The sequence below is a fragment of the Serratia sp. Tan611 genome, assembly GCF_905188235.1.
Lineage (GTDB): Bacteria > Pseudomonadota > Gammaproteobacteria > Enterobacterales > Enterobacteriaceae > Serratia_B > Serratia_B rhizosphaerae.
Window position 1 is genome coordinate 2,732,564 of the sequence record NZ_LR994655.1, and the last position, 22,095, is coordinate 2,754,658.

Here is a 22,095-nt window from a genome sequence, read left to right on the forward strand (position 1 = left end):
TGCCAAACATCGCGAAACGGCAATATCCTGACCACTTTCCTACGCCCAAACTTGAACTCCCTGGCGCAATTAGCTATACCACATGCTTCTTTTACGCAGTAAGGAAAGGAAAAGTGCATGCGTCATAATATTTGCGTTTTTTGCGGCGCCAGTGAAGGCGTTAACCCCGATTATGCCGAGCACGCCCGCAAGCTCGGACACGCTTTAGCCACTCAGGGACGACGTTTAATCTATGGAGGCGGCAAGAAAGGCTTGATGGGCATTGTCGCGGATGCGGTACTGGAGGCGGGAGGAGAAGCCATTGGCATTATCCCTGAGCGTTTGGTCGAAGCGGAAACCGCGCATCGCGGCCTGACCAGCCTGGAAGTGGTGCCCGATATGCATACCCGTAAGGCGCGCATGGCCGCACAGGCGGACGCGTTTATCGCCCTGCCGGGCGGCATCGGCACGTTGGAAGAACTGTTCGAAATCTGGACCTGGGGCCAAATCGGCTATCACAATAAACCCGTCGGGCTGCTGGATATCAATGGCTTCTACCGCCCTTTAAATCACTTCCTGCAGCACGTTGCCGATCAGGGCTTTATGCGCCATGACTATCTCGGCACCCTGCATACCAGCGACTCAGCGTCTACATTGCTGCAGCAGTTCGATGACTACCAACCGAAAAATTACGATCGCTGGGCAAAATAATGGCCGACGGCCAGCGGCGGCGGTCGCTGGCTTACGTTACATTTAGCGCCAAACTCTGCTACTATCACAACACATTTTTCTCGTGAAAACGGCACCGCTCATGAAGTTTGTCTCTTTTAATATCAATGGACTGCGCGCGCGTCCCCATCAGTTGGCCGCAATTATCGAACAGCACCAGCCCGACGTAATCGGCCTGCAGGAAACCAAAGTTCACGATGACATGTTTCCGCTGGAAGAAGTCAGCAAGCACGGCTACCACGTGTTCTACCACGGTCAGAAAGGCCACTACGGCGTCGCCCTGCTGACCAAAGAGGCGCCTATCGCCGTACGTCGCGGTTTCCCGACCGATGAAGAGGATGCGCAGCGCCGCATTATCATGGCCGATCTAGCCACGCCGCAGGGCACGCTGACGGTGATTAACGGCTACTTCCCGCAGGGCGAAAGCCGCGACCATCCGGTAAAATTCCCGGCAAAAACCCGCTTCTATCAAGATCTGCAAGACTATCTTGAACAGCAGCTGTCGGTAGAAAACCCGGTACTGATTATGGGCGATATGAATATCAGCCCAAGCGATTACGACATCGGTATCGGCGAAGAGAACCGTAAACGTTGGCTGCGCACCGGCAAATGCTCCTTCCTGCCGGAAGAACGCGAGTGGATGGCGCGTCTGTTGAACTGGGGCCTGGTTGATACCTACCGCCATGCCAATCCGGAGCGCAACGATGAGTTTTCCTGGTTCGACTATCGCTCCAAAGGTTTCGATGACAACCGCGGCCTGCGCATCGATCTGCTGTTAGCCAGCACGCCGCTGGCGGCACAGTGCGTGGCTACCGGCATCGATTATCAGATCCGCGGTATGGAAAAGCCATCCGACCACGCGCCCGTATGGGCCGAGTTCTCGCTGTAATCATCCCACCCCGGTAACGTTGCCGGGGTCTTATTCAAAAAAAGTATGAAAACCATAGACGTGGTTGCGGCCATTATTGAACGCGACGGCAAAATTCTGTTGGCACAACGCGATGCGCAAAGCGATCAGGCCGGCTTATGGGAGTTTCCCGGCGGAAAGGTCGAGGCCGGCGAGAGCCAGCCGCAGGCGTTAGCCAGAGAGCTGGCGGAAGAACTGGGCATTGAGGCGGTTATCGGCGACTATGTCGCCAGCAATAACTGGCAGACGGGTGAACGCCTTATTCGTCTGCATGCCTGGCGGGTTGGTGCGTTCAGCGGCGAATTGCAGCACCGCTGTCATTCAGCGCTGGTTTGGGTAGAGCCGCAACGGGCCGGCGCCTACCCGCTGGCGCCGGCGGACATTCCGCTGCTGGCTGACTATCTGCGCGGCGAAACGCCACATCATTCGTGACACCGTCACCTGCTCAGGCGCACCCAAATCAACGAATGGGTGCCTACCTGTGTTTTATCACGCTGACACTGCAATAACTCACCCTCAACCTTCAGCAGCGCCCCTTCCGAATAGTTCTGATCTTGATATATACAGCAGCGCAGGCATGGCGCAGGTGCCGCCGTACTCTTCGCTGCGCCCCAGATCTCCGGCGCGACCGGCAGCACCACGTCTACGTCGCCGCGGTGTGCCCCGGCCATTGAGGAAAACAGCATGCCAGCGACGGCGATCGCCAACGGCATCGGGTAATTCATTCGCTTTTCCCCCGCGCCTTGGCGGCGCTTTTTTTGCGTTTTTTACCACCGGCGCTGGCCGGCGGCGGCAACCCGCGAAACGCCAGGCTGGCTCTGCTCTGTTTAGCCTGATAAATCAGCTCCTGCAAGGTTCCCTCCAGCGGCTGCATAAAATCCTGGTAGCGACAGGATTTCTCACTAATCTGCGTCAGGGTTGCCTCCCAGTGCGCGGTCATATCCGGCCTCGCCGCCAGCTCCGGTAAAGAGTGAATCAACGCCCGCCCGGTTTCCGTCGAATGGATATAACGCCCCTTTTTATACAGAAACGAGCGCTTGAACAGCAGTTCGATAATACCCGCACGCGTGGCTTCAGTACCTAAACCATCGGTCGCCCGCAGGATTTTCTTTAACGCTTTATCCTGTACAAAACGCGCGATGCCGGTCATCGCCGATAACAGGCTGGCGTCGGTAAATGGCCGCGGCGGCTGGGTCTGCCGCTCCACCACTTCGCCGCGTTCACACAGCAGTTCATCACCTTTGGCAACCACCGGCAGCGGCGCGCCCTCGTTCTCCTCATCCCGCTCTTTACTGCCTAACAGGGTACGCCAGCCGGCCTCGGCCAGAAAACGCGCCTTAGCAACAAACTTGCCGCCGGCAATGTCCAGTTCTATCACGCATTTACGGAATACCGCATCCGGACAGAACTGCAGCAGATACTGTCGTGCCACCAGCCCGTACACTTTCAGCTCGTCAGTGCTGAGGTTGGCCTTACTGGCGCGCGCGGTAGGAATAATCGCGTGGTGCGCATCGACTTTTTTATCATCCCAGCAGCGGTTGCGGCGTTCGCTGTCGATCACCTCCTGAGGGTAGAGATCCGGCTGGTGAACGCTGATGGCGTTCAGCACCGCATGGCGGCCGGCAAAATGCTCCTCCGGCAGGTAGCGGCAGTCGGAGCGGGGATAAGTGATCAGTTTGTGGGTTTCATACAAGCGTTGGCAAACGTCCAGTACCTGCTGGGCGCTGAGGCCAAAACGCTTCGCTGCTTCAATCTGCAGGGTAGAAAGCGAAAACGGCAGCGGTGCGATATCGGACTCACGCTTATCGTTATAAGCGGTAACCAGCGCCGGCTGTCCTTCAATGCGCTTCACCACGTGATCGGCCAGCGGACGGTGCAGTAAGCGCCCCTCTTCATCCTGGTATGGCTCACAGGATTCGCTCGGCTGCCACAGGGCGACAAAACGCGCTTCCTGCGGCGTGACAATATGTGCTTTTACGTCGAAGAAGTCTTTCGGTACAAAGTTTTCAATATCTTCGTCACGGCGTACCACCAGCCCCAGTACCGGTGTCTGCACCCTGCCTACCGACAGCACGCCGTCGTAGCCGGCATTACGCCCCAGCAGCGTATAGGCGCGGGTCATATTGATGCCATACAGCCAGTCGGCGCGTGAACGCGCCAGCGCCGACACGCACAGCGGGATGAAGTCCCGGTTATCGCGCAGACGCTCAACCGCCCGCTCAACCGCCTGCGGGTTAAGATCGTTAATCAGGCAGCGGCGCACCGCCTGACGCTTTTCCGGCGTCAGCGCCAGATAATCCAGCACCTCGTCCACCAGCAATTGCCCTTCACGATCCGGGTCGCCGGCGTGTACTACTTCATCCGCCTCCAGCAGCAGCTTTTTAATCGCATTCAACTGTTTGCTGACCGACGGGCGCGGCTGCAGCTGCCATTTTTCGGGAATGATCGGCAAATCTGCCAGCGACCAGCGCGCAAAGCGGCTGTCGTAGGCATCAGGCTGGGCCTGTTCCAACAGGTGGCCGACGCACCAGGTGACCACATCATTCTTGCCACAGGCGATAAAACCATCGCCGCGGCGGTGGGGTTTGGGTAACACATCAGCAATGGCGCGCGCCAAACTCGGTTTCTCGGCTATAAACAGTCGCATTATTCACCGTTTTTCTGGCTATACGTCATCAGGAATTCTCTTACTTCAGCATAGTTGCCGCGGAACACAATCCGCCGGGCTTTCTTTTCCAACTGGAAACGGTACATCGGGTCGTAATAGTACTGCAGCAACGGCACCAGCCACTCTTGGTGGGCGTTACTGCTGCCGCTGGCTAGCTGGAACTGCAGCGCCCATTCCAGCCGCTGCGTCAGCAACTGGTAGCGTTCCATGCCTAAACGACGCCGAATGGCGAACAGCCCGTGGTGGAGATATTCGCCGTAGCGCTGCCAGCCGTCCTGTTCGCCGTAGGCCTGGGTAAATGCCTGGCGCATATCGTCAATATACTCCGCCTGCAGACGCGCCAGACGCACGTCGAACGGGTCGTCAATCACCACGACCGGCGCCTGCTGCATACGATTGAACATCGGCAGCGGTACGCTGTTGGCGCCAATCAGGCGGCTCTCATCTTCCAGCACCCACTGACGGCAGCCACCATGCTGTTTTTTCAGCAATAACACAGCCAGACGATTCTCAAAATCGATCTGTGCACTTTGCCCGGCCAGCGTGCGACCAAACGATGACCCGCGATGGCGCGCCAACCCTTCCAGATCGATACCGGTCGACAGCTCGTTCACCATCAGGGTCTTGCCGCTGCCGGTATTGCCGCCGACGATCACCATCGGCAGCTCGGCGCTGTATTCGAGGATATTCAGCAGATAATGGCGTAACGCCTTATAGCCGCCGACAATGCGCGGGTAGTCAACGCCCGCTTCGTGCAGCCATTGCTGCACCAACTGTGAGCGCAACCCGCCGCGGAAGCAGTAAATATAACCCGCCGGCCGTTCGGCGCAGGCGGCCAGCCAGGCTTCGGTTCGCGCCTGGCGGAGTGTGCCGTTCACCAGGCTATGGCCCAAGGCAATCGCCTGCTGCTGGCCATGCTGCTTATAACAGGTGCCCACAGCCTGCCGTTCCCGGTCATTCATCAAAGGCAAATTCACCGCCTGCGGGAACGCGCCGGCGCTGAATTCAACCGGTGCGCGCACGTCAATCAGCGGCACATCCTGCAGGAAAATCTGGCGGTAGTCGTTGCAATCCGCCCTGCTTTGTACCGTCACCGCTACTGAACCTCGATCATCGGTTTACCGGCCACCGCGTCGTGCAGTTCGCCAACCGCTTCCAACCGCAGATCGTGGCGCGCGGCAATCGCCTGCACCTGCGCTTCGCCCTCCGGCATCACCGCCAGCAGCAGTCCGCCTGAGGTCTGCGGATCGCACAGCAGCTGACGCTGTACGTCACTCATCGGGCCTATCAGGTGGCCGTAACTGTCAAAGTTGCGGCCGGTGCCGCCCGGCACGCAGCCTTCGGCGATATAGCATTCAACGTCCGGCAGCTTCGGCACCCGGTCAAACCAGAGCGTCGCCTGTAGCCCGGAGCCCTGACACATTTCGCTCAGGTGGCCCAACAGGCCAAAGCCTGTCACATCAGTCATCGCACTCACGCCGTCGACCTCGGCAAATTCAGCGCCCGGCAGGTTCAGCCGGCACATCACCTCGGTCGCCAGCCCGGCGTGTTCTGGCCGCAGCTGGCTTTTCTTCTCGGCGGTGGTGAGCACGCCGATCCCCAGCGGTTTGGTCAGGAATAATCTGGCGCCGGCCTGCGCAGCGCTGTTCTTTTTCACCCGTTCGGTGCTGACGATGCCGGTGACCGCCAGGCCAAAGATCGGCTCCGGCGCATCGATGGAGTGGCCGCCGGCCAGCGCAATCCCCGCCTGCCGGCAGGCATAACGTCCGCCGTCGATCACCTGCTGCGCCACTTCTGGCGGCAGTTTGTCCACCGGCCAGCCAAGAATGGCAATCGCCATGATCGGTTTGCCGCCCATGGCATACACGTCGCTGATGGCGTTGGCCGCGGCGATACGGCCGAAATCAAATGGATCGTCGACGATCGGCATAAAGAAATCAGTCGTGCTGATCACGCCGGTGCCGTTGCCGATATCGTAAACCGCCGCATCATCGCGGGTTTCATTACCCACCAGCAAACGCGGATCGACGAATTTGGCCTGTTCGCTGTGCAGAATAGTTTCGAGTACTTGCGGAGAAATCTTGCAGCCGCAGCCAGCACCGTGGCTGTACTGGGTCAGGCGGATGGTTGGCGATGTCATAGTCCACTTCCTTCGGTTAACAGCCTTCAAGATAACATATATGCCGCGATGCCAGCCCGATGCATCACCCGGCTGAAGGCGCATTGATATGCCACCTGGGTACAACTTCAATCAATTGGAATATAGGGTAGCGCTTGCCGGAGGGATTGATAAGAGCAAGCCGACGATAATGCGTCGACCTGCTCATAAACAGTACAAAAACACAGGGTATTGCGCGTTTTTTGCGTCTCGCCCGGAAAAATTTAGAAGTAGCTGACGAACGGCGCGCTATCCGGCGCGACAACTTTGCTGGCCGCCTTCAGCTGCGGCGTGCCCAGATACAGGAAACCGACGATTTCGTCCTGCTCACGGCAGCCGAACGCTTCACGCACCTGCGCATGCGCGGTCCAGGCGCCGGTGCGCCAGATACCGTTAAATCCTTGCGCCAGCGCGGCCATCTGCATCGCCTGCACTGCGCAGCCGGCGGACACCACCTGCTCCCATTGCGGTACCTTGGGGTTGTCGCTGCAATGGGCGATCACGGTAATAATCAGCGGCGCACGGAACGGCGCCTGTCTGGCCTTGTCAATCGCCGCATCGTCCAACCCATCCTGTCTGGCGGCCGTCTGCAACAGCTGGCTGAAACGCTCGAGCCCCTGCTCTTCAATCAGCACGAAACGCCAAGGCTGCAGCGCGCCGTGGTCGGGCGCGCGTAAACCGGCATTGATAATATTTTGCCGTACTTCACCACTCGGCGCAGGGGCCGCCAGGCGAGCGGCCGAACGGCGGTTCAACAACAGATCCAGCGCATCCATCACAAACTCCTGATAACAATTTTCATTTTCATCACGGTAGCACAGCTAAACAGCAAGTTACAGCATTGACAATAACGGCTGTCGACAGTGATTTAAAGCTGACATTTGGCTGGCCGCTCATTAGGATAACGGGACATCCTCAGCCCATGTTTGGAGAAAACATGCATACTTTGTGGCGTATCATTGCCGGAACGTTCAGGTGGACATGGCGTCTGCTGAATTTTGTCAGAGAGTTTATTCTCAACCTGTTTTTAATCGTGCTGATTTTGATCGGCGTCGGCATCTATTTTGCCTTCCAGAGCACCCCGCCGGCTGAAAGCACCCGTGGCGCACTGTTGGTCAACCTGAGCGGCGTGGTGGTCGATCAGCCCAGCATGAAAAACCGTCTCCTGCAACGCAGCCGCGAATTCCTCGGCGCCTCCGCCAGCGAGCTGCAGGAGAACTCTCTGTTCGATCTGGTCGACAGCATCCGCAAGGCCAAGGACGATAAAAACATTACCGGGTTGGTACTGCAGCTGAATGATTTTGCCGGTGCCGATCAGCCATCGCTGCAATATATCGGCAAAGCGCTACGGGAGTTCCGCGACAGCGGCAAACCGATCTACGCCATTGGCGATAGCTATAACCAGACGCAATACTATCTGGCCAGCTACGCCAACAAGATTTACCTGTCGCCGCAGGGCAACGTCGACCTGCACGGTTTCGCCACCAACAACCTGTATTACAAGACCCTGCTCGACAAACTGAAGGTCAGCACCAATATCTTCCGCGTCGGCACCTATAAATCGGCGGTTGAGCCGCTGCTGCGCGACGACATGTCGCCGGCCGCGCGCGAAGCGGACAGCCGCTGGATAGGCAACCTGTGGCAGAACTACCTGGACACCGTGGCAGCCAACCGCCAAATTACGCCGCAGCAGCTGTTCCCCGGCGCTGCCGGCGTTCTCAGCGGTTTGCAGGCCGCCCAGGGCGACACCGCCAAGTATGCGCTCGACAACAAACTGGTGGATGAGCTGGCTTCACGCACAGTAATGGAAAATAAGCTGGTCAAGGCCTTTGGCTGGAATAAACAGACCAACGATTTTAACGCCATCAGCATTTACGACTACCAGCCTGCGCCAACGCCGGAGCAAGGCGGCCAGATCGCCGTCGTGTTCGCCAATGGCGCCATTATGGACGGCCAGCAGACGCCGGGCACGGTCGGCGGCGACACCACCGCTGCGGAACTGCGCCAGGCGCGTCTGGACCCGAAAGTAAAAGCCATCGTACTGCGGGTTAACAGCCCGGGCGGCAGCGTCAGCGCTTCCGAGGTGATCCGTTCCGAACTGGCGGCCGCCCGCGCCGCCGGCAAACCGGTGGTGGTCTCAATGGGCGGCATGGCGGCCTCCGGCGGTTACTGGATCTCTACGCCGGCGAATTACATTATCGCCAGCCCAAGCACCCTGACCGGCTCGATCGGCATCTTCGGCGTGATCAATACCTATCAGGACACGCTGGGCAGCATCGGCGTGCACACCGATGGCGTGGCGACCTCACCGCTGGCCGATCTGGCGGTAACCAAAGCGCTGCCGCCGGAGTTTGCGCAGATGATGCAGCTCAACATTGAGAACGGCTACAAGCGCTTTATCGGCCTGGTGGCGGACTCGCGCAAAATGACGCCGGAACAGGTGGATAAAATTGCGCAGGGCCACGTCTGGACCGGCAGCGACGCCAAAACCAACGGTCTGGTCGATCAATTGGGTGATTTCGATGACGCGGTGAAGAAAGCCGCCGAGCTGGCCAAACTGAAGCAGTGGCAGCTGAACTGGTTTGTTGACTCACCGAGCATGGCGGATATGGTGCTCAGCCAGTTTGGCGTCTCCATCCACGCCATGCTGCCTGCCGCCATCCAATCCATGTTGCCGGCACCGTTGGCTTCGGTGGCGATGGCGATGAAAGAGCAGCCGGGATTGTTCAATAACATGAACGATCCGCAGAACCGCTACGCCATTTGTCTGACCTGCGGCGAGGTGCGCTAAGTCATTAATCTTCGGCCCGGCGTAACGCCGGGCTTTTTTTCTGGATTTATCGTCCTATAATTCAGCCCATCTTATTCTCTACCGATTCCCTGCCATGCAAAAAAAATCCATTTACGTCGCCTATACCGGCGGCACCATCGGTATGCAGCGTTCCGAACAAGGCTATATCCCCGCCTCTGGCCACTTACAGCGCCAGCTGGCGCTGATGCCAGAGTTCCATCGCCCGGAAATGCCTGACTTCACCATTCATGAATATGCGCCCCTGATCGACTCCTCCGATATGACCCCGGAAGACTGGCAGCATATCGCCGACGATATTAAAGATAACTATCACCGTTACGACGGCTTTGTGATCCTGCATGGCACCGACACCATGGCGTTCACCGCTTCCGCGCTCTCCTTTATGCTGGAGAATCTGGATAAGCCGGTAATAGTGACAGGGTCACAAATTCCACTGGCGGAACTGCGCTCCGACGGGCAAACCAACCTGCTGAACGCGCTGTATCTGGCCGCTAACCACCCGGTGAACGAAGTCAGCCTGTTCTTCAACAATAAGCTGTTCCGCGGCAACCGCACCACCAAGGCGCATGCCGACGGCTTTGACGCCTTCGCCTCGCCCAACCTGCCGCCGCTGCTGGAAGCCGGTATCCACATCCGCCGTCAAAGCGGCATCGCGTCGCCGGCTTGTCATGGTGAGCTGAAGGTGCACAATATTACGCCGCAGCCGATCGGCGTGGTGACCATTTACCCTGGCATCTCCGGCGCGGTGGTGCGTAATTTCCTGCTGCAGCCGGTCAAGGCGCTGATTTTACGCTCCTACGGCGTTGGCAACGCGCCGCAAAAAGCTGAACTGGTCGATGAACTGCGCGCCGCGTCCGAACGTGGCATCGTGGTGGTCAACCTCACCCAGTGCATGTCCGGCCGGGTAAATATGGGCGGCTACGCCACCGGCAACGCACTGGCGCATGCCGGCGTCATCAGCGGTTTTGATATGACCGTCGAAGCCGCGCTGACGAAACTGCACTATCTGCTGAGCCTGCCGCTGACGCCCGCCGAGATCCGCCAGCAGATGCAGCAAGACTTGCGCGGCGAACTGAGCGCCGCGGGCTAAAATACCGGGAGAGACGATGAACAGCGCCCTGTTATTGATTGATTTGCAAAACGACTTCTGCCCCGGCGGCGCATTGGCGGTCACAGATGGCGATGCCGTCATCGCAGTGGCCAACCAGGCGATCGCCGCCAGCCACGACCGCGGCGACTGGGTGGTTGCCAGTCAGGACTGGCATCCGATGCAGCATCGCAGTTTTGCCGTTAATTCATCAGGGCTGGTCGGCGAATTGGGTGAGCTGGAAGGATTGCCGCAGGTCTGGTGGCCGGTTCACTGCGTCCAGGAAAGCGCCGGCGCCGAGTTTCATCCGCGCCTGCAGCAGCGGCAAATCGATGCGGTATTTCGCAAGGGACAGGATCCGGCCATCGACAGCTACAGCGCGTTTTTTGATAACGGCCACCGAGCAAAAACCGCGCTGGATGATTGGCTGCAACAACGCAACGTCAGCACGCTGACGATCATGGGGCTGGCAACCGACTACTGCGTAAAGTTCAGCGTGCTGGACGCCCTGCAGCTGGGTTACGCCGTTCAGGTCATTAGCGACGGCTGCCGCGGCGTCAACCTGCAGCCCGATGACAGCGATCGGGCGCTGCAGGCAATGCAGCAGACCGGCGCGCAATTAGTGACCTTGTCACAATTTCTGCAGCGCTAAACGACAAACGGGCGATCTGACATCGCCCGTTTGCACACTGCGCCCTGCCCGCCGCTTACTGCGGTTTCAGCTTAATCAGCGGCTCTGCGGCGAACTGCTGCTTCAACTCTTGCTTGCTCTTCATCACGATCTGGCCGTCGGTGCCGATGCTCATATGTTGCGGATCGTGGTTATGCATTGCCTGCCACAGCATCACCGCCTGCAGGCTGTTTTCTTTCTGTTCCGGCGTCAGCGCCACGCCGTCCGGCCATTTACCCAGCTCAACCGCCTGCGCCAGGCGCTGGTAAATCTCCGGCGTCATCGCCGCAACCAAATCCTTCACGTCCATCAGGGCCGTCCTTCACTTATTCCTACTGCCGTTGAATAATAGCTGAATCGATTTTTCTAAAAAATTCGCTCAGCCTGCCGTCTTCTCGCCGTTGGCGGCGTCGGTAAAACTCAGCGAGGCGGAGTTAACGCAATAACGCTCGCCGGTCGGCTGCGGGCCGTCGGGGAACACGTGGCCCAGGTGCGCATCACAGTTACCGCAGCGAATCTCAACTCGCTGCATATTATGTGAATTATCATCAAGATAGCGGATGGCATCGTCGGACACCGGCTCATAGAAACTTGGCCAGCCGCAGCCGGAGTCATACTTGCTTTCGGAATAAAACAGCGGCGCATTACAGCAGAGGCAATGGTAGAGACCATCGCGTTTGTTCTGCAGCAATTTGCCGGAATACGGCGCTTCCGTACCGTGTTCCTGGGTCACATAACGTTGTATTTCATTCAGTTCCGTGACCGGGGTGTGGGGGGCGTGATCTTTGCTCATAGATGCGATTCCCGAAATATGGATAATGTCAACGAAAACAATGATTAATGATAACAAAAAATTAACAGCGCTGCAGGCCTTTTTAGCCTAAACTGTAGCGCATAAAGTCCACGCCGGGGCGTTATGTGATGGCGATCACATATCTGACCCAAGCGCTCTTTAAACTCGGCGGTTTGCCCCCATTTTCCCAATGAGGCCGAACGCAAACGGAATGTACAATAAGCGTGCAAACTCAGCTCTCAGCTTTGACTTGCCGCAAGAATTGACACGATTCCGCTTGACGCTGGGTAAGGTTTTTGTAATTTTACAACCAACCTTTTATTCACTAACAAATAGCTGGTGGAATATATGACTATCAAAGTAGGTATCAACGGTTTTGGCCGTATCGGCCGCATTGTTTTCCGTGCTGCTCAGGAACGTTCCGACATCGAAATCGTTGCAATCAACGATCTGTTGGACGCGGAGTACATGGCTTACATGCTGAAGTATGACTCTACCCACGGCCGTTTCAACGGTACGGTAGAAGTTAAAGACGGCCACCTGGTTGTTAACGGCAAAACTATCCGTGTTACCGCAGAGAAAGACCCGGCTAACCTGAAGTGGAACGAAGTGGGTGTTGACGTTGTTGCTGAAGCCACCGGTATCTTCCTGACCGACGAAACCGCACGTAAACACATCACCGCAGGCGCGAAGAAAGTTGTGCTGACCGGCCCTTCCAAAGATGCGACCCCAATGTTCGTACGCGGCGCCAACTTTGAAAAATACGCTGGCCAGGATATCGTTTCCAACGCATCTTGCACCACTAACTGCCTGGCTCCGCTGGCTAAAGTCATCAACGACAAGTTCGGCATCGTTGAAGGCCTGATGACCACCGTTCACGCTACCACCGCAACGCAGAAAACCGTTGATGGCCCGTCTCACAAAGACTGGCGCGGCGGCCGCGGCGCATCCCAGAACATCATCCCTTCTTCTACCGGCGCAGCAAAAGCGGTAGGCGTTGTTCTGCCTGAACTTAAAGGCAAACTGACCGGTATGGCGTTCCGCGTTCCGACTCCAAACGTATCTGTGGTTGACCTGACCGTGCGTCTGGAAAAATCTGCCACTTACGAAGACATCAAGAAAGCCATCAAAGAAGCCGCAGAAGGCGAGCTGAAAGGCGTTCTGGGCTACACCGAAGACGACGTGGTTTCTACCGACTTCAACGGTGAAGTGCTGACTTCCGTATTCGATGCCAAAGCAGGTATCGCGCTGAACGACAACTTTGTGAAACTGGTTTCCTGGTACGACAACGAAACTGGCTACTCCAACAAAGTACTGGATCTGATCGCTCACATCTCCAAATAATGGCGTGATGTACAGCTGATTGACGAGGGCGACATTAATGTCGCCCTTTTTTATTGGTTTTTCTCCCCTGCTCAGCAAGAGTATATGGCGATAGATAAGGTGACTCGATGAACGAAAAAGTTTTCACCCTGCCCATTAGCAAACAGATTTCTCCGTATATCAGCCAACGACAGCTGGACGAGTTAAGCGTCGTGGTGGTGTCTCACCCCAAAGTTCGCGCGGCGGTAACGCTGCAAGGCGCGCATCTGATCGGCTGGCAGCCGAGCGGCGAACGGCCCGTCATCTGGTTGAGCGAAAACACGCCGTTTAAAGCCGGCAACGCCATCCGCGGCGGCGTACCGATCTGCTGGCCATGGTTCGGCCCGGCCGGCAAGCCTTCGCACGGCTTTGCACGTAATCAACCCTGGCGCCTGACCGCGCATGACGAAGATCAGGATGGCGTCATCCTCACTTTTACGCTGCAGGATAACGAACAGACCCGCAAGCTGTGGCCGCACGCCTTTACGCTAATCGCCCGCTTCAAGCTGGGGGAGAGCTGTGAAATCGAGCTGGAATCACACGGCGACTATCAGGCCACTGCAGCGCTGCACAGCTATTTCCAAATCGGCGATATCGCCAGGGTCAGCGTTGCCGGGCTTGGAGAAACGTATCTGGATAAAGTGGCAAACGGCGCTGAAACCCGCCAGAGCGGCGATGTGACCTTCAGCGGCCAGACCGACCGTATTTACACCCAGCCGACGACATGCAGCCTGATCAAGGATCAGGCGCTGCAACGCACGATTGAAGTGCAACACCACTATATGAGCGATGTGATCGCCTGGAATCCGGGCGCTGAACTCTCCTGCAGCATGGCGGATATGGCCAACGACGGCTACAAAACCATGGTGTGTGTTGAAACCGGACGACTCAGCAAGCCGCTGCTGGCGCAGGGCGAACAGCCGGCCCGTCTGGCGGTGACCTTCCGCTGCCGCAAAGACGCCTAAGTCCGTACCGGACGACAGATAAGCAAAAGGGGCGATAGCGCCCCTTTTCTCTTGGCGTACAGCCGCCGTCAGAAGGTGTACGTGACACCGCTCCACAGCATGCCGTCGTAAGACGAGTCCACCATCGGGCTGTCTTTAACTTCATCAGACAGGCGCACGTAACGTCCCATAAAGAAGGCGTTCCAGCTCTTGTTGATCTGATAGTTCGCCGTCAGCTCCAGGTATGGCGCCCAGCTGTCGCTTGGCTTGTAGCTGTTCAGGCCGCTGCGGCGCGACTCGTTGTCGCTCACGCCGTAGTAGTATTTATTCTGGTTTTTGCTGCTCCAGGTCACGCCGACGCCCGGGGCCAGGCTCCAGTCGCCCAGCTGGAACTTGTACAGATAGGCCAGATCGCCGACCAATCCATTGCTGTTATCCAGCGTATCGCCGCTGAAGGCTACACGCAGCGTGCCCCACTCGGCATTATGCGAATAGGCCATCCCGGCCATCAGCGTGCCGCGACGTTTGTCCAGCCGCTTCATGCTATCGTCATCGCTGTCGCCGGGCTTAAAGTGCAGCGGTGAATAGTACGCCATCACGCTGAGTTTGTTGACCTCATCGTTCCACAGGTAATAACCGGCGGTCAGCGTATGGAAGTAAAAATCCTCGCTGTCATAGTTGATCACCGGCACCGGATACAGGCGGGTGTTGTTGCCCTTGTAAGGGTCCGGCGTCAACAGCGCCGATGCCCCCAGCGACCAGGTTCCCGCCTGAGCACCCTGCGCGCAAAGCAGCGCACCGGCGATTGCCAACGTTTTGAATTTGAAAATTTTCACCCGTTCGATTCCCCTCGTTGTTCTTGTATAAACACGTTGCGTCGCCAGCCCGGCAACGCGCTCCCCGATACAGACGTCCCTAGGCCATCCGTGATACTGCGTTGTCATGCCATGCTCGGATCGGAGCCGTTAAAATAGCGTCATATTCTAGGTGAAATTTTAGTGACGCGCTTTATCTTTACATGTTAAATCACGCCGGATCGGCAACATTAATGTTGAAATATGTATAAGGCATGTCAGAAACATGACGTTTCCCCCCTCAGGCCGCAGCCAATAAGGCCCTCCGTTGACCCTGAAATAACTGAGTCATTGATATGACTTAAAAAAAGCTTTTTCGCTGACAGGAAATTTTCCGCTATGCCAACTAAGCTTAAATCAGAAGCTGAAATTACCCTGAGCCCAGTGGCAATACAGCGCAACTCGCGATAATAAGCGCAACAGGTTGGCATACGGGTTGCTGTACTCAGGTTTTAACTTCTTCTTTCGGGGGCCGGAATGGGTACTCAATGTTATTGAGTTGCGGCGCTACGGCCACAGTCTCAATCCCAACGGGTCTATCACCTGCTCCCTTTAACCTGTGCTAATAACGAAAGGACGGGCATCGCCATGAACATATTTGACCACTATCGCCAGCGCTATGAAGCTGCCAAGGACGAAGAGTTCACACTGCAGGAATTTCTTACCATTTGCCGGGAAGATCGCAGTGCCTACGCCAATGCCGCGGAACGTCTGCTGATGGCTATCGGTGAACCGGTCATGGTCGACACCGCGCTTGAGTCCCGCATGTCGCGCCTGTTCTCCAACCGCGTGATCGCGCGCTATCCGGCCTTTGAAGAGTTCTACGGTATGGAGGAGGCTATCGAGCAGATCGTCTCTTACCTGAAACACGCCGCACAGGGCCTGGAAGAGAAAAAACAGATCCTGTATCTGCTGGGGCCGGTCGGCGGCGGTAAATCCTCGCTGGCCGAACGGCTGAAAGCACTGATGCAGCTGGTGCCTATCTATACGCTAAGCGCCAACGGCGAACGCAGCCCGGTCAATGATCATCCGCTGTGCCTGTTCAACCCGCAGGAAGACGCCGGCATCCTGGAAAAAGAGTACAACATTCCGCGCCGCTACCTGGGCACCATTATGTCGCCATGGGCGGCGAAACGCCTCAATGAATTTGGCGGCGACATCACCAAGTTCAAAGTGGTGAAAGTGCGTCCGTCGATTCTCGAACAGATCGCCATCGCCAAAACTGAACCCGGCGATGAAAACAACCAGGACATTTCCGCTCTGGTCGGTAAAGTGGACATCCGTAAACTGGAAAACCACGCGCAGAACGATCCCGACGCCTACGGTTATTCCGGCGCCCTGTGCCGGGCCAACCAAGGGCTGATGGAGTTCGTCGAGATGTTCAAGGCGCCGATCAAGGTGCTGCACCCGCTGCTGACCGCCACGCAGGAAGGTAACTATAACGGTACCGAGGGCATCTCCGCCCTGCCGTTTAACGGCATTATTCTGGCCCACTCCAACGAATCGGAATGGGTGACGTTCCGCAACAACAAAAACAACGAAGCCTTCCTTGACCGTGTCTATATCGTCAAGGTGCCGTACTGCCTGCGGGTGTCGGAAGAGATAAAAATCTACGACAAACTGCTCGATCACAGTGAACTGACCCACGCGCCGTGCGCGCCGGGCACGCTGGAAACGCTGGCGCGCTTTACCGTGCTGTCACGGCTGAAAGAGCCGGAAAACTCCAGCCTCTACTCAAAAATGCGCGTTTACGACGGTGAAAGCCTGAAAGATACCGATCCGAAGGCCAAGTCGTATCAGGAATACCGCGACTATGCCGGCGTGGACGAAGGGATGAACGGCCTGTCGACCCGCTTCGCCTTCAAAATTTTGTCACGCGTGTTCAACTTCGATCATACCGAAGTGGCGGCCAACCCGGTGCACCTGTTCTACGTGCTGGAACAGCAGATAGAACGCGAACAGTTCCCGCAGGATCTGGCGGAAAAATACCTGGAGCATCTGAAAGGTTATCTGATCCCGAAATACGCCGAGTTTATCGGCAAAGAGATCCAGACCGCCTATCTGGAGTCCTACTCCGAGTATGGTCAGAATATTTTCGACCGCTACGTGACCTATGCGGACTTCTGGATTCAGGATCAGGAATACCGCGATCCGGATACCGGCCAGCTGTTTGACCGTGAATCCCTTAACGCCGAACTGGAGAAAATTGAAAAACCTGCCGGCATCAGCAATCCGAAGGATTTCCGCAACGAAATCGTCAACTTCGTGCTGCGCGCCCGGGCAAACAACAATGGCCGCAATCCTAACTGGACCAGTTATGAGAAGCTGCGCACGGTTATCGAGAAGAAAATGTTCTCGAATACCGAAGAACTGCTGCCGGTCATCTCCTTTAACGCGAAAACCTCCACGGACGAGCAGAAGAAACACGACGACTTTGTCGATCGCATGATGGAAAAAGGCTATACCCGTAAGCAGGTGCGTTTACTGTGCGAATGGTATCTGCGGGTCAGAAAATCCTCCTGATAACGCGCTGCGAGTGACGTCGTAGAGGGATGCCTTAATAAGCCCGCGGGCTGCGGTTCGCGGGCGCCAGGGCATAGAAAGTTGGCAATGGTTGGGGGAACTATGGCTTATTTCATTGATCGACGGCTGAACGGCAAAAACAAAAGCATGGTGAATCGCCAGCGCTTTTTGCGCCGCTACAAGTCGCAAATTAAACAGTCGATCGCCGAGGCCATCAACAAGCGTTCGGTCACCGACATAGACAGTGGCGAATCCGTATCGATTCCCAACGCCGATATCAACGAACCGATGTTTCATCAGGGGCGCGGCGGCACGCGCCATCGCGTCCACCCCGGTAACGATCATTTCGTACAGAACGATCGCGTCGAACGGCCACAGGGCGGCGGTGGCGGCGGCAGCAGTCAGGGCAACGCCAGCCAGGACGGTGAAGGTCAGGATGATTTCGTTTTCCAGATCTCCAAAGACGAATATCTCGACCTGCTGTTTGAAGATTTGGCGCTGCCGAACCTGAAAAAAAATGAGTACAAACAGCTCACCGAATTCAAAACCCATCGCGCCGGCTTCACCGCCAACGGCGTGCCCGCCAACATCAGTATCGTACGCTCCCTGCAAAACTCGCTGGCGCGGCGTACGGCAATGACCGCCGGCAAACGCCGCGAACTGCGTCAGTTGGAAGAGCAACTGACCACCATGGAAAATACCGAACCGGTGCAACTGCTGGAAGAGGAGCGGCTACGTAAAGAGATTGCCGAACTGCGGCAGAAAATCGAACGCGTTCCCTTTATCGATACTTTCGATTTACGCTACAAGAATTATGAACGCCGTCCGGAGCCATCCAGCCAGGCGGTGATGTTCTGCCTGATGGACGTTTCTGGTTCAATGGATCAGGCGACGAAAGATATGGCCAAGCGTTTTTATATCCTGCTCTATCTGTTCCTTAGCCGTACCTACAAAAACGTCGAGGTGGTGTATATCCGCCACCATACGCAGGCCAAAGAAGTCGACGAGCAAGAGTTCTTCTACTCGCAGGAAACCGGCGGCACCATCGTTTCCAGCGCGCTGAAGCTGATGAGCGAAGTGGTGGAGGAGCGTTACAACCCGGCGCAGTGGAACATCTACGCGGCGCAGGCGTCGGACGGCGACAACTGGGCCGATGACTCCCCGCTGTGCCATGAGTTGCTGGCGAAAAAACTGCTGCCGATCGTGCGCTACTACAGCTATATCGAAATTACCCGCCGGGCGCATCAAACTCTGTGGCGTGAATATGAAAACTTACAGGCCAGGTTCGACAACTTTGCCATGCAGCATATTCGTGAACCGGACGATATCTATCCGGTATTCCGCGAGCTGTTCCACACCCAAACCGCCTGAAGGCCGTCTCTCAGGGCCGGGTATTCCCCGGCCCTCCTCTTCCATCAGGAATCTTTGGTCTGCACCCAAAACGCATGAATCAGGCCCGGGAAATATCCCAGCAACGTCAGAATAATATTCAAAATAAATGCGCCGCCTAATCCTTTGCCCAGCAGCACGCCCAGTGGCGGTATAAGGATGGTAAATACGATACGCCAAAAGCCCATAATGCCTCCTCAATGTGCTTGTTCCCTGCCAACATATTATATCTGCTTAATATTTTCAAAAAGTTATCAGCACTGTATCTCTTTTTCGGCGTAGTCTTACGCCTGGTGATAGCTTGTTGTTTATAGGGATATATGACCCTAGGGAATAACGCGCGCCATGATTAGTCGGCGCTGGTCGTTGATTATACGTGGCGATACTCCTAAAATGCGCGCTGAGAAATATTACTGGAATGGGTTTCATGTCGTCGCTGTGGGTTGCAACACAATATTTTTATTTGTTTGGCTTTTTATTCTCTGTGGTTTTTACTTATCTGGTCAGCCGGGATACGATTAAAATTCGCTGTCTCAGCGCCCTCACCATCGGCCTCACCTGGCCGCTCAGTTTACCGGTCGTGCTCATGTTTTCCCTGTTCTGAGCACCCGCCGAGATCGCCGCGCCGTTCATCCATGCCGGCGCGGCGATGCCCAATCAGAAGTCGTAACCGACCGTCGCGACCACGCTACGTTCCTGCCCCCAATAGCAATAGCTGGTGCCGTAACAGGCCGCGACATACTTTCTGTCCGCCAGATTATTGACGTTCAGCTGTACGTACGCCCCTTTCAGGCTCGGCGCCACCTGCGCCAGGTTCATACGTACTGATGCGTCCAGCAAGGTCACGGACGGAATGCGTTGGGTATTTTCATTATCCGCCCACTGCTTGCCGATATAACGCACGCCCGCGCCAAGATTCAGCCCGTAGCCCGCATCATATTGTCCCCACAGCGTCGCCATTTGGTTCGGCGCCAAATATGGCGTATTGCCGTTATTGCCGTCGATGGCGTCTTTAAATTTCACCTTGTTATAGGTGTAACCCGCAATCACATTAAGGCGATCGGTCACCTGGGAACGCGCTTCCAGCTCAATCCCCTGCGAATGCACCTTACCGGCAGGTTCATAATAACTTTGCTGCACCACCCGGTTCGCCACGTCCTTTTGCGTGAGGTCATACAGCGACACGCTGTACAACGATGTGCTGCCCGGCGGCTGATACTTCAGGCCGACCTCATACTGCTTGCTGGTGCTGGGTTTCAGCATATGGCCGTCATTATCCGCCAGCGCCTCTGGGGTGATCGCCGAGCTGTAGCTGGCGTACGGCGAGAAGCCGCTGTCGAAGTGATACAGCAGCGAGGCGCGACCGCTGAAGTGGTGATCGTTACGCGAATCGGTGCTGTCGGTGGTCAGATTGGTATTTTTACTCTCCAGGCGATCGTAACGGCCGGCCAGGTTGAGATACCAGTTGTTCAAGGCGATCTCATCCTGCAGGTAGACGCCGGTCTGCTGATAGTGACGGCGCGAGTCGGTGCGCACCACGTCGGTCAGCAACGGCTCCCCCGCTACGCCGGTATAGGGATTCAACGGTGACGCTCCGCCGCTTTCATCCCACAGATTATTGCGGAAGCGCTGGTAGTCCAGCCCCAGCAACACTTTATGGTCCAACGGACCGGTGGCGAACTCGGCTTCCAGCTGGTTATCCACGGCATAGGCGTCCAGTGAGGTGCTGGATCCGCTGTAATAGCGATTCAGCAAGGTATGCTCTTCATTCCAGCCCGCCTGATACACCTGCTCCAACTCGACGTTCGAATGGGTGTAGCTGGCGTTTTGGCGGAACGTCCAGACGTCATTAAACCGGTGCGAGAAGGCATAGCTGTAGATCTGCTCCCAACGCTTGAATACGTTATGGCGGCTGTCGCCGTCAAAGAACCCGCGCCCCAGCTTGTCGCCCTGGCTGGCATACAGGCTGCCGTCCGCCGGCACCGCGCTGTGATAGCCGCCGGACGGATCTTTTTGCAGGTAGGCCTTCAGCAACAGCGAGGTATCTTCACTCGGTTGCCATAACAGCGACGGCGCAATCGCGTAGCGTTCTTCACGTTGGTGGTCATACATGGTATCGCTGCTGCGCGTCATGCCCGTCAGGCGGTATGCCCATTGATCCGACAGCGCACCGGTCACGTCAAACGCGCCGCCCTGGGTATGGTGATTGCCGCCCGTCAGGGTGAGGTGCCCTTCGGTGGCAAACTGCGGCCGCTTACTGGTCAAGGCCACCAGACCGCCAGGAATGCTTTGGCCGTACATTACCGAAGACGGCCCTTTAATCACGTCAACCCGCTCCAGGAACCAGGGATCAACCTGCAATGCGTTGTAACTGCCGCTGTCGCTCAGCAGCCTCAGCCCGTCCAGAAAAGTGTTATTCACATCGCCGCCGTGAAAGCCCCGCAGCGCAATGGTGTCATAACGCGTCGCCCCGCCGGCAAAGTTGGTGAACACACCCGGCGTATACTTCAACGCATCATTGACCGTTAAGGCATTTTGGTCGGTCATCTGCTGACGCGTCACCACCGATACCGCCTGCCCGGTTAAAATCAGCGGTCGGTCGGTTTTTGTCGCCCCCTGGCTGGTGCCGGCGGTATAACCATGAGTTGCCGAATCCGCCGTGTCCGCCGGCTTGGCGGTCACCAGTAGCGTATCCTCCGCCCAGGAGGACAGCGGTAAAAACAGGGCAATAGCGCATAACAGACGGGAGCGTTTGACAGGAAAAATCCCAGACATAGCCGTAATTCCTATTGGAAGCCGTAAAATGTACACCGCAACAAGACAAGACAATTTCGATGACAGTCTGGTCAGAACGTGATGCGGTGCGCTGGTGTTAAGAAAATGAAAATATTGGTAAAGATAATAACAATGATAATTATTATCTTTTACAGGTAGGGAGTTCAAGTACGCCTGGCGTTTGCTATCAGAAAATTACGAGGACTATCGCAGTAAAATCAAGGTGAGGAACAAAAGGCAGGCGATTACTTCGCCGGATGTGGCGGCGTTTTGGAGATATGTGGTTCAGAGATATCCACCATGCGGCAGATTTTGCTGTAGTTGCTGTAACCTTCGCAGACTTTGTCTGCCACAAAGGTGCCCAGATACCCCAGCACCAGCGCATACCCCAACATGCAACAAATAAAGATCAGCGTTCTCACTCCGGCAGCCACCTTCAACAAAA

Annotated in this window: 22 protein-coding genes; 11 read left to right on the top strand and 11 right to left on the bottom strand. The window is 56.5% G+C overall.

Features of this window, described 5'->3' with window-relative positions; all coding sequences use genetic code 11:
- The first annotated feature begins 117 nt into the window (after positions 1–117).
- From TAN611_RS12885 to TAN611_RS12895, 3 genes are all read left to right on the top strand, one after another.
- Positions 118–690 (top strand): TIGR00730 family Rossman fold protein, encoded by a 573-nt coding sequence (locus TAN611_RS12885; protein ID WP_105231357.1) that lies wholly within the window; start codon positions 118–120, stop codon positions 688–690.
- 100 nt (positions 691–790) lie between these two features.
- On the top strand, positions 791–1,597 hold the full coding sequence (gene xthA, locus TAN611_RS12890) for an exodeoxyribonuclease III (protein WP_105231358.1): 807 nt from the start codon (positions 791–793) through the stop codon (positions 1,595–1,597).
- A gap of 45 nt (positions 1,598–1,642) precedes the next feature.
- A complete protein-coding gene (locus TAN611_RS12895; RefSeq protein WP_203066539.1) occupies positions 1,643–2,047 on the top strand; it encodes a pyrimidine (deoxy)nucleoside triphosphate diphosphatase in 405 nt (134 codons plus the stop codon).
- 5 nt (positions 2,048–2,052) lie between these two features.
- Here the strand turns inward: TAN611_RS12895 and TAN611_RS12900 are convergent, their stop codons facing one another.
- The 5 genes from TAN611_RS12900 to TAN611_RS12920 all read right to left on the bottom strand — a co-directional run bounded on the left by TAN611_RS12900 (position 2,053) and on the right by TAN611_RS12920 (position 7,217).
- Positions 2,053–2,340: a DUF1496 domain-containing protein gene (locus TAN611_RS12900; RefSeq protein WP_111736982.1), complete on the bottom strand. Its 288-nt coding sequence runs from the start codon at positions 2,338–2,340 to the stop codon at positions 2,053–2,055.
- Entirely contained in the window at positions 2,337–4,262 is a 1,926-nt protein-coding gene (locus TAN611_RS12905) for a DNA topoisomerase III (protein ID WP_172606276.1), read from the bottom strand. Before TAN611_RS12905 ends, TAN611_RS12900 begins: the two co-directional genes overlap by 4 nt.
- Positions 4,262–5,377, bottom strand: coding sequence for a tRNA 2-selenouridine(34) synthase MnmH (gene mnmH, locus TAN611_RS12910; protein WP_197949642.1), 1,116 nt, complete (start codon positions 5,375–5,377; stop codon positions 4,262–4,264). The genes TAN611_RS12905 and mnmH overlap by 1 nt, the downstream gene beginning before the upstream one ends.
- Positions 5,378–5,379: 2 nt before the next feature.
- A complete protein-coding gene (selD, locus tag TAN611_RS12915; RefSeq protein WP_203066540.1) occupies positions 5,380–6,423 on the bottom strand; it encodes a selenide, water dikinase SelD in 1,044 nt (347 codons plus the stop codon).
- Positions 6,424–6,665: 242 nt separating this feature from the next.
- A complete protein-coding gene (locus TAN611_RS12920) occupies positions 6,666–7,217 on the bottom strand; it encodes an NAD(P)H nitroreductase (RefSeq protein WP_105231364.1) in 552 nt (183 codons plus the stop codon).
- Between the two features lie 161 nt (positions 7,218–7,378).
- Here TAN611_RS12920 and sppA point away from each other — a divergent pair, with 161 nt between their 5' ends.
- From sppA to pncA, 3 genes are all read left to right on the top strand, one after another.
- Positions 7,379–9,232, top strand: coding sequence for a signal peptide peptidase SppA (gene sppA, locus TAN611_RS12925; RefSeq protein ID WP_105231365.1), 1,854 nt, complete (start codon positions 7,379–7,381; stop codon positions 9,230–9,232).
- Positions 9,233–9,326: 94 nt separating this feature from the next.
- A complete protein-coding gene (gene ansA / locus TAN611_RS12930; protein ID WP_105231366.1) occupies positions 9,327–10,343 on the top strand; it encodes an asparaginase in 1,017 nt (338 codons plus the stop codon).
- A gap of 16 nt (positions 10,344–10,359) precedes the next feature.
- Positions 10,360–10,992, top strand: coding sequence for a bifunctional nicotinamidase/pyrazinamidase (gene pncA, locus TAN611_RS12935; protein WP_105231367.1), 633 nt, complete (start codon positions 10,360–10,362; stop codon positions 10,990–10,992).
- A gap of 55 nt (positions 10,993–11,047) precedes the next feature.
- On the opposite strand, the gene TAN611_RS12940 is transcribed toward pncA, so the two are convergent.
- Complete coding sequence (locus TAN611_RS12940; RefSeq protein ID WP_015672571.1) at positions 11,048–11,320, bottom strand: YeaC family protein; 273 nt, start codon at positions 11,318–11,320, stop codon at positions 11,048–11,050.
- A 69-nt stretch (positions 11,321–11,389) separates the two neighbouring features.
- On the bottom strand, positions 11,390–11,803 hold the full coding sequence (gene msrB / locus TAN611_RS12945) for a peptide-methionine (R)-S-oxide reductase MsrB (RefSeq protein ID WP_105231368.1): 414 nt from the start codon (positions 11,801–11,803) through the stop codon (positions 11,390–11,392).
- Positions 11,804–12,151: 348 nt separating this feature from the next.
- On the opposite strand from msrB, the gene gapA reads away from it, so the two are divergent.
- Both gapA and TAN611_RS12955 read left to right on the top strand, forming a co-directional pair.
- Positions 12,152–13,147: a glyceraldehyde-3-phosphate dehydrogenase gene (gene gapA, locus TAN611_RS12950; protein ID WP_015672573.1), complete on the top strand. Its 996-nt coding sequence runs from the start codon at positions 12,152–12,154 to the stop codon at positions 13,145–13,147.
- A 107-nt stretch (positions 13,148–13,254) separates the two neighbouring features.
- Entirely contained in the window at positions 13,255–14,130 is an 876-nt protein-coding gene (locus TAN611_RS12955; protein WP_203066541.1) for a D-hexose-6-phosphate mutarotase, read from the top strand.
- A 68-nt stretch (positions 14,131–14,198) separates the two neighbouring features.
- Here TAN611_RS12955 and TAN611_RS12960 read toward each other — a convergent pair whose 3' ends face one another.
- A complete protein-coding gene (locus TAN611_RS12960; protein ID WP_304621751.1) occupies positions 14,199–14,945 on the bottom strand; it encodes a MipA/OmpV family protein in 747 nt (248 codons plus the stop codon).
- 606 nt (positions 14,946–15,551) lie between these two features.
- Here TAN611_RS12960 and yeaG point away from each other — a divergent pair.
- Entirely contained in the window at positions 15,552–17,486 is a 1,935-nt protein-coding gene (yeaG, locus tag TAN611_RS12965) for a protein kinase YeaG (RefSeq protein WP_105233378.1), read from the top strand.
- A gap of 102 nt (positions 17,487–17,588) precedes the next feature.
- Complete coding sequence (locus TAN611_RS12970) at positions 17,589–18,857, top strand: YeaH/YhbH family protein (protein ID WP_111736978.1); 1,269 nt, start codon at positions 17,589–17,591, stop codon at positions 18,855–18,857.
- A 44-nt stretch (positions 18,858–18,901) separates the two neighbouring features.
- Here TAN611_RS12970 and TAN611_RS12975 read toward each other — a convergent pair whose 3' ends face one another.
- On the bottom strand, positions 18,902–19,063 hold the full coding sequence (locus TAN611_RS12975; protein WP_072186051.1) for a YqaE/Pmp3 family membrane protein: 162 nt from the start codon (positions 19,061–19,063) through the stop codon (positions 18,902–18,904).
- Between the two features lie 239 nt (positions 19,064–19,302).
- Here TAN611_RS12975 and TAN611_RS12980 point away from each other — a divergent pair, with 239 nt between their 5' ends.
- Positions 19,303–19,479: a GhoT/OrtT family toxin gene (locus TAN611_RS12980; protein WP_105231371.1), complete on the top strand. Its 177-nt coding sequence runs from the start codon at positions 19,303–19,305 to the stop codon at positions 19,477–19,479.
- Positions 19,480–19,532: 53 nt separating this feature from the next.
- Here TAN611_RS12980 and TAN611_RS12985 read toward each other — a convergent pair whose 3' ends face one another.
- Together TAN611_RS12985 and TAN611_RS12990 are read right to left on the bottom strand one after the other, a co-directional pair.
- Positions 19,533–21,650: a TonB-dependent siderophore receptor gene (locus tag TAN611_RS12985; RefSeq protein ID WP_203066542.1), complete on the bottom strand. Its 2,118-nt coding sequence runs from the start codon at positions 21,648–21,650 to the stop codon at positions 19,533–19,535.
- A 245-nt stretch (positions 21,651–21,895) separates the two neighbouring features.
- A complete protein-coding gene (locus tag TAN611_RS12990; protein WP_172606275.1) occupies positions 21,896–22,072 on the bottom strand; it encodes a hypothetical protein in 177 nt (58 codons plus the stop codon).
- Between the last annotated feature and the right edge of the window lie 23 nt (positions 22,073–22,095).

Bases quoted from the DNA above. Each gene is read 5' to 3' on its own strand.
- TAN611_RS12985 (WP_203066542.1), bottom strand. From the start codon at position 21,650: ATGTCTGGGATTTTTCCTGTCAAACGCTCCCGTCTGTTATGCGCTATT.
- yeaG (WP_105233378.1), top strand. From the start codon at position 15,552: ATGAACATATTTGACCACTATCGCCAGCGCTATGAAGCTGCCAAGGAC.
- TAN611_RS12980 (WP_105231371.1), top strand. From the start codon at position 19,303: ATGTCGTCGCTGTGGGTTGCAACACAATATTTTTATTTGTTTGGCTTT.
- sppA (WP_105231365.1), top strand. From the start codon at position 7,379: ATGCATACTTTGTGGCGTATCATTGCCGGAACGTTCAGGTGGACATGG.
- ansA (WP_105231366.1), top strand. From the start codon at position 9,327: ATGCAAAAAAAATCCATTTACGTCGCCTATACCGGCGGCACCATCGGT.
- TAN611_RS12975 (WP_072186051.1), bottom strand. From the start codon at position 19,063: ATGGGCTTTTGGCGTATCGTATTTACCATCCTTATACCGCCACTGGGC.
- TAN611_RS12920 (WP_105231364.1), bottom strand. From the start codon at position 7,217: ATGGATGCGCTGGATCTGTTGTTGAACCGCCGTTCGGCCGCTCGCCTG.
- TAN611_RS12955 (WP_203066541.1), top strand. From the start codon at position 13,255: ATGAACGAAAAAGTTTTCACCCTGCCCATTAGCAAACAGATTTCTCCG.
- msrB (WP_105231368.1), bottom strand. From the start codon at position 11,803: ATGAGCAAAGATCACGCCCCCCACACCCCGGTCACGGAACTGAATGAA.
- gapA (WP_015672573.1), top strand. From the start codon at position 12,152: ATGACTATCAAAGTAGGTATCAACGGTTTTGGCCGTATCGGCCGCATT.
- pncA (WP_105231367.1), top strand. From the start codon at position 10,360: ATGAACAGCGCCCTGTTATTGATTGATTTGCAAAACGACTTCTGCCCC.
- xthA (WP_105231358.1), top strand. From the start codon at position 791: ATGAAGTTTGTCTCTTTTAATATCAATGGACTGCGCGCGCGTCCCCAT.
- selD (WP_203066540.1), bottom strand. From the start codon at position 6,423: ATGACATCGCCAACCATCCGCCTGACCCAGTACAGCCACGGTGCTGGC.
- TAN611_RS12900 (WP_111736982.1), bottom strand. From the start codon at position 2,340: ATGAATTACCCGATGCCGTTGGCGATCGCCGTCGCTGGCATGCTGTTT.
- TAN611_RS12885 (WP_105231357.1), top strand. From the start codon at position 118: ATGCGTCATAATATTTGCGTTTTTTGCGGCGCCAGTGAAGGCGTTAAC.
- TAN611_RS12940 (WP_015672571.1), bottom strand. From the start codon at position 11,320: ATGGACGTGAAGGATTTGGTTGCGGCGATGACGCCGGAGATTTACCAG.
- TAN611_RS12905 (WP_172606276.1), bottom strand. From the start codon at position 4,262: ATGCGACTGTTTATAGCCGAGAAACCGAGTTTGGCGCGCGCCATTGCT.
- TAN611_RS12895 (WP_203066539.1), top strand. From the start codon at position 1,643: ATGAAAACCATAGACGTGGTTGCGGCCATTATTGAACGCGACGGCAAA.
- TAN611_RS12970 (WP_111736978.1), top strand. From the start codon at position 17,589: ATGGCTTATTTCATTGATCGACGGCTGAACGGCAAAAACAAAAGCATG.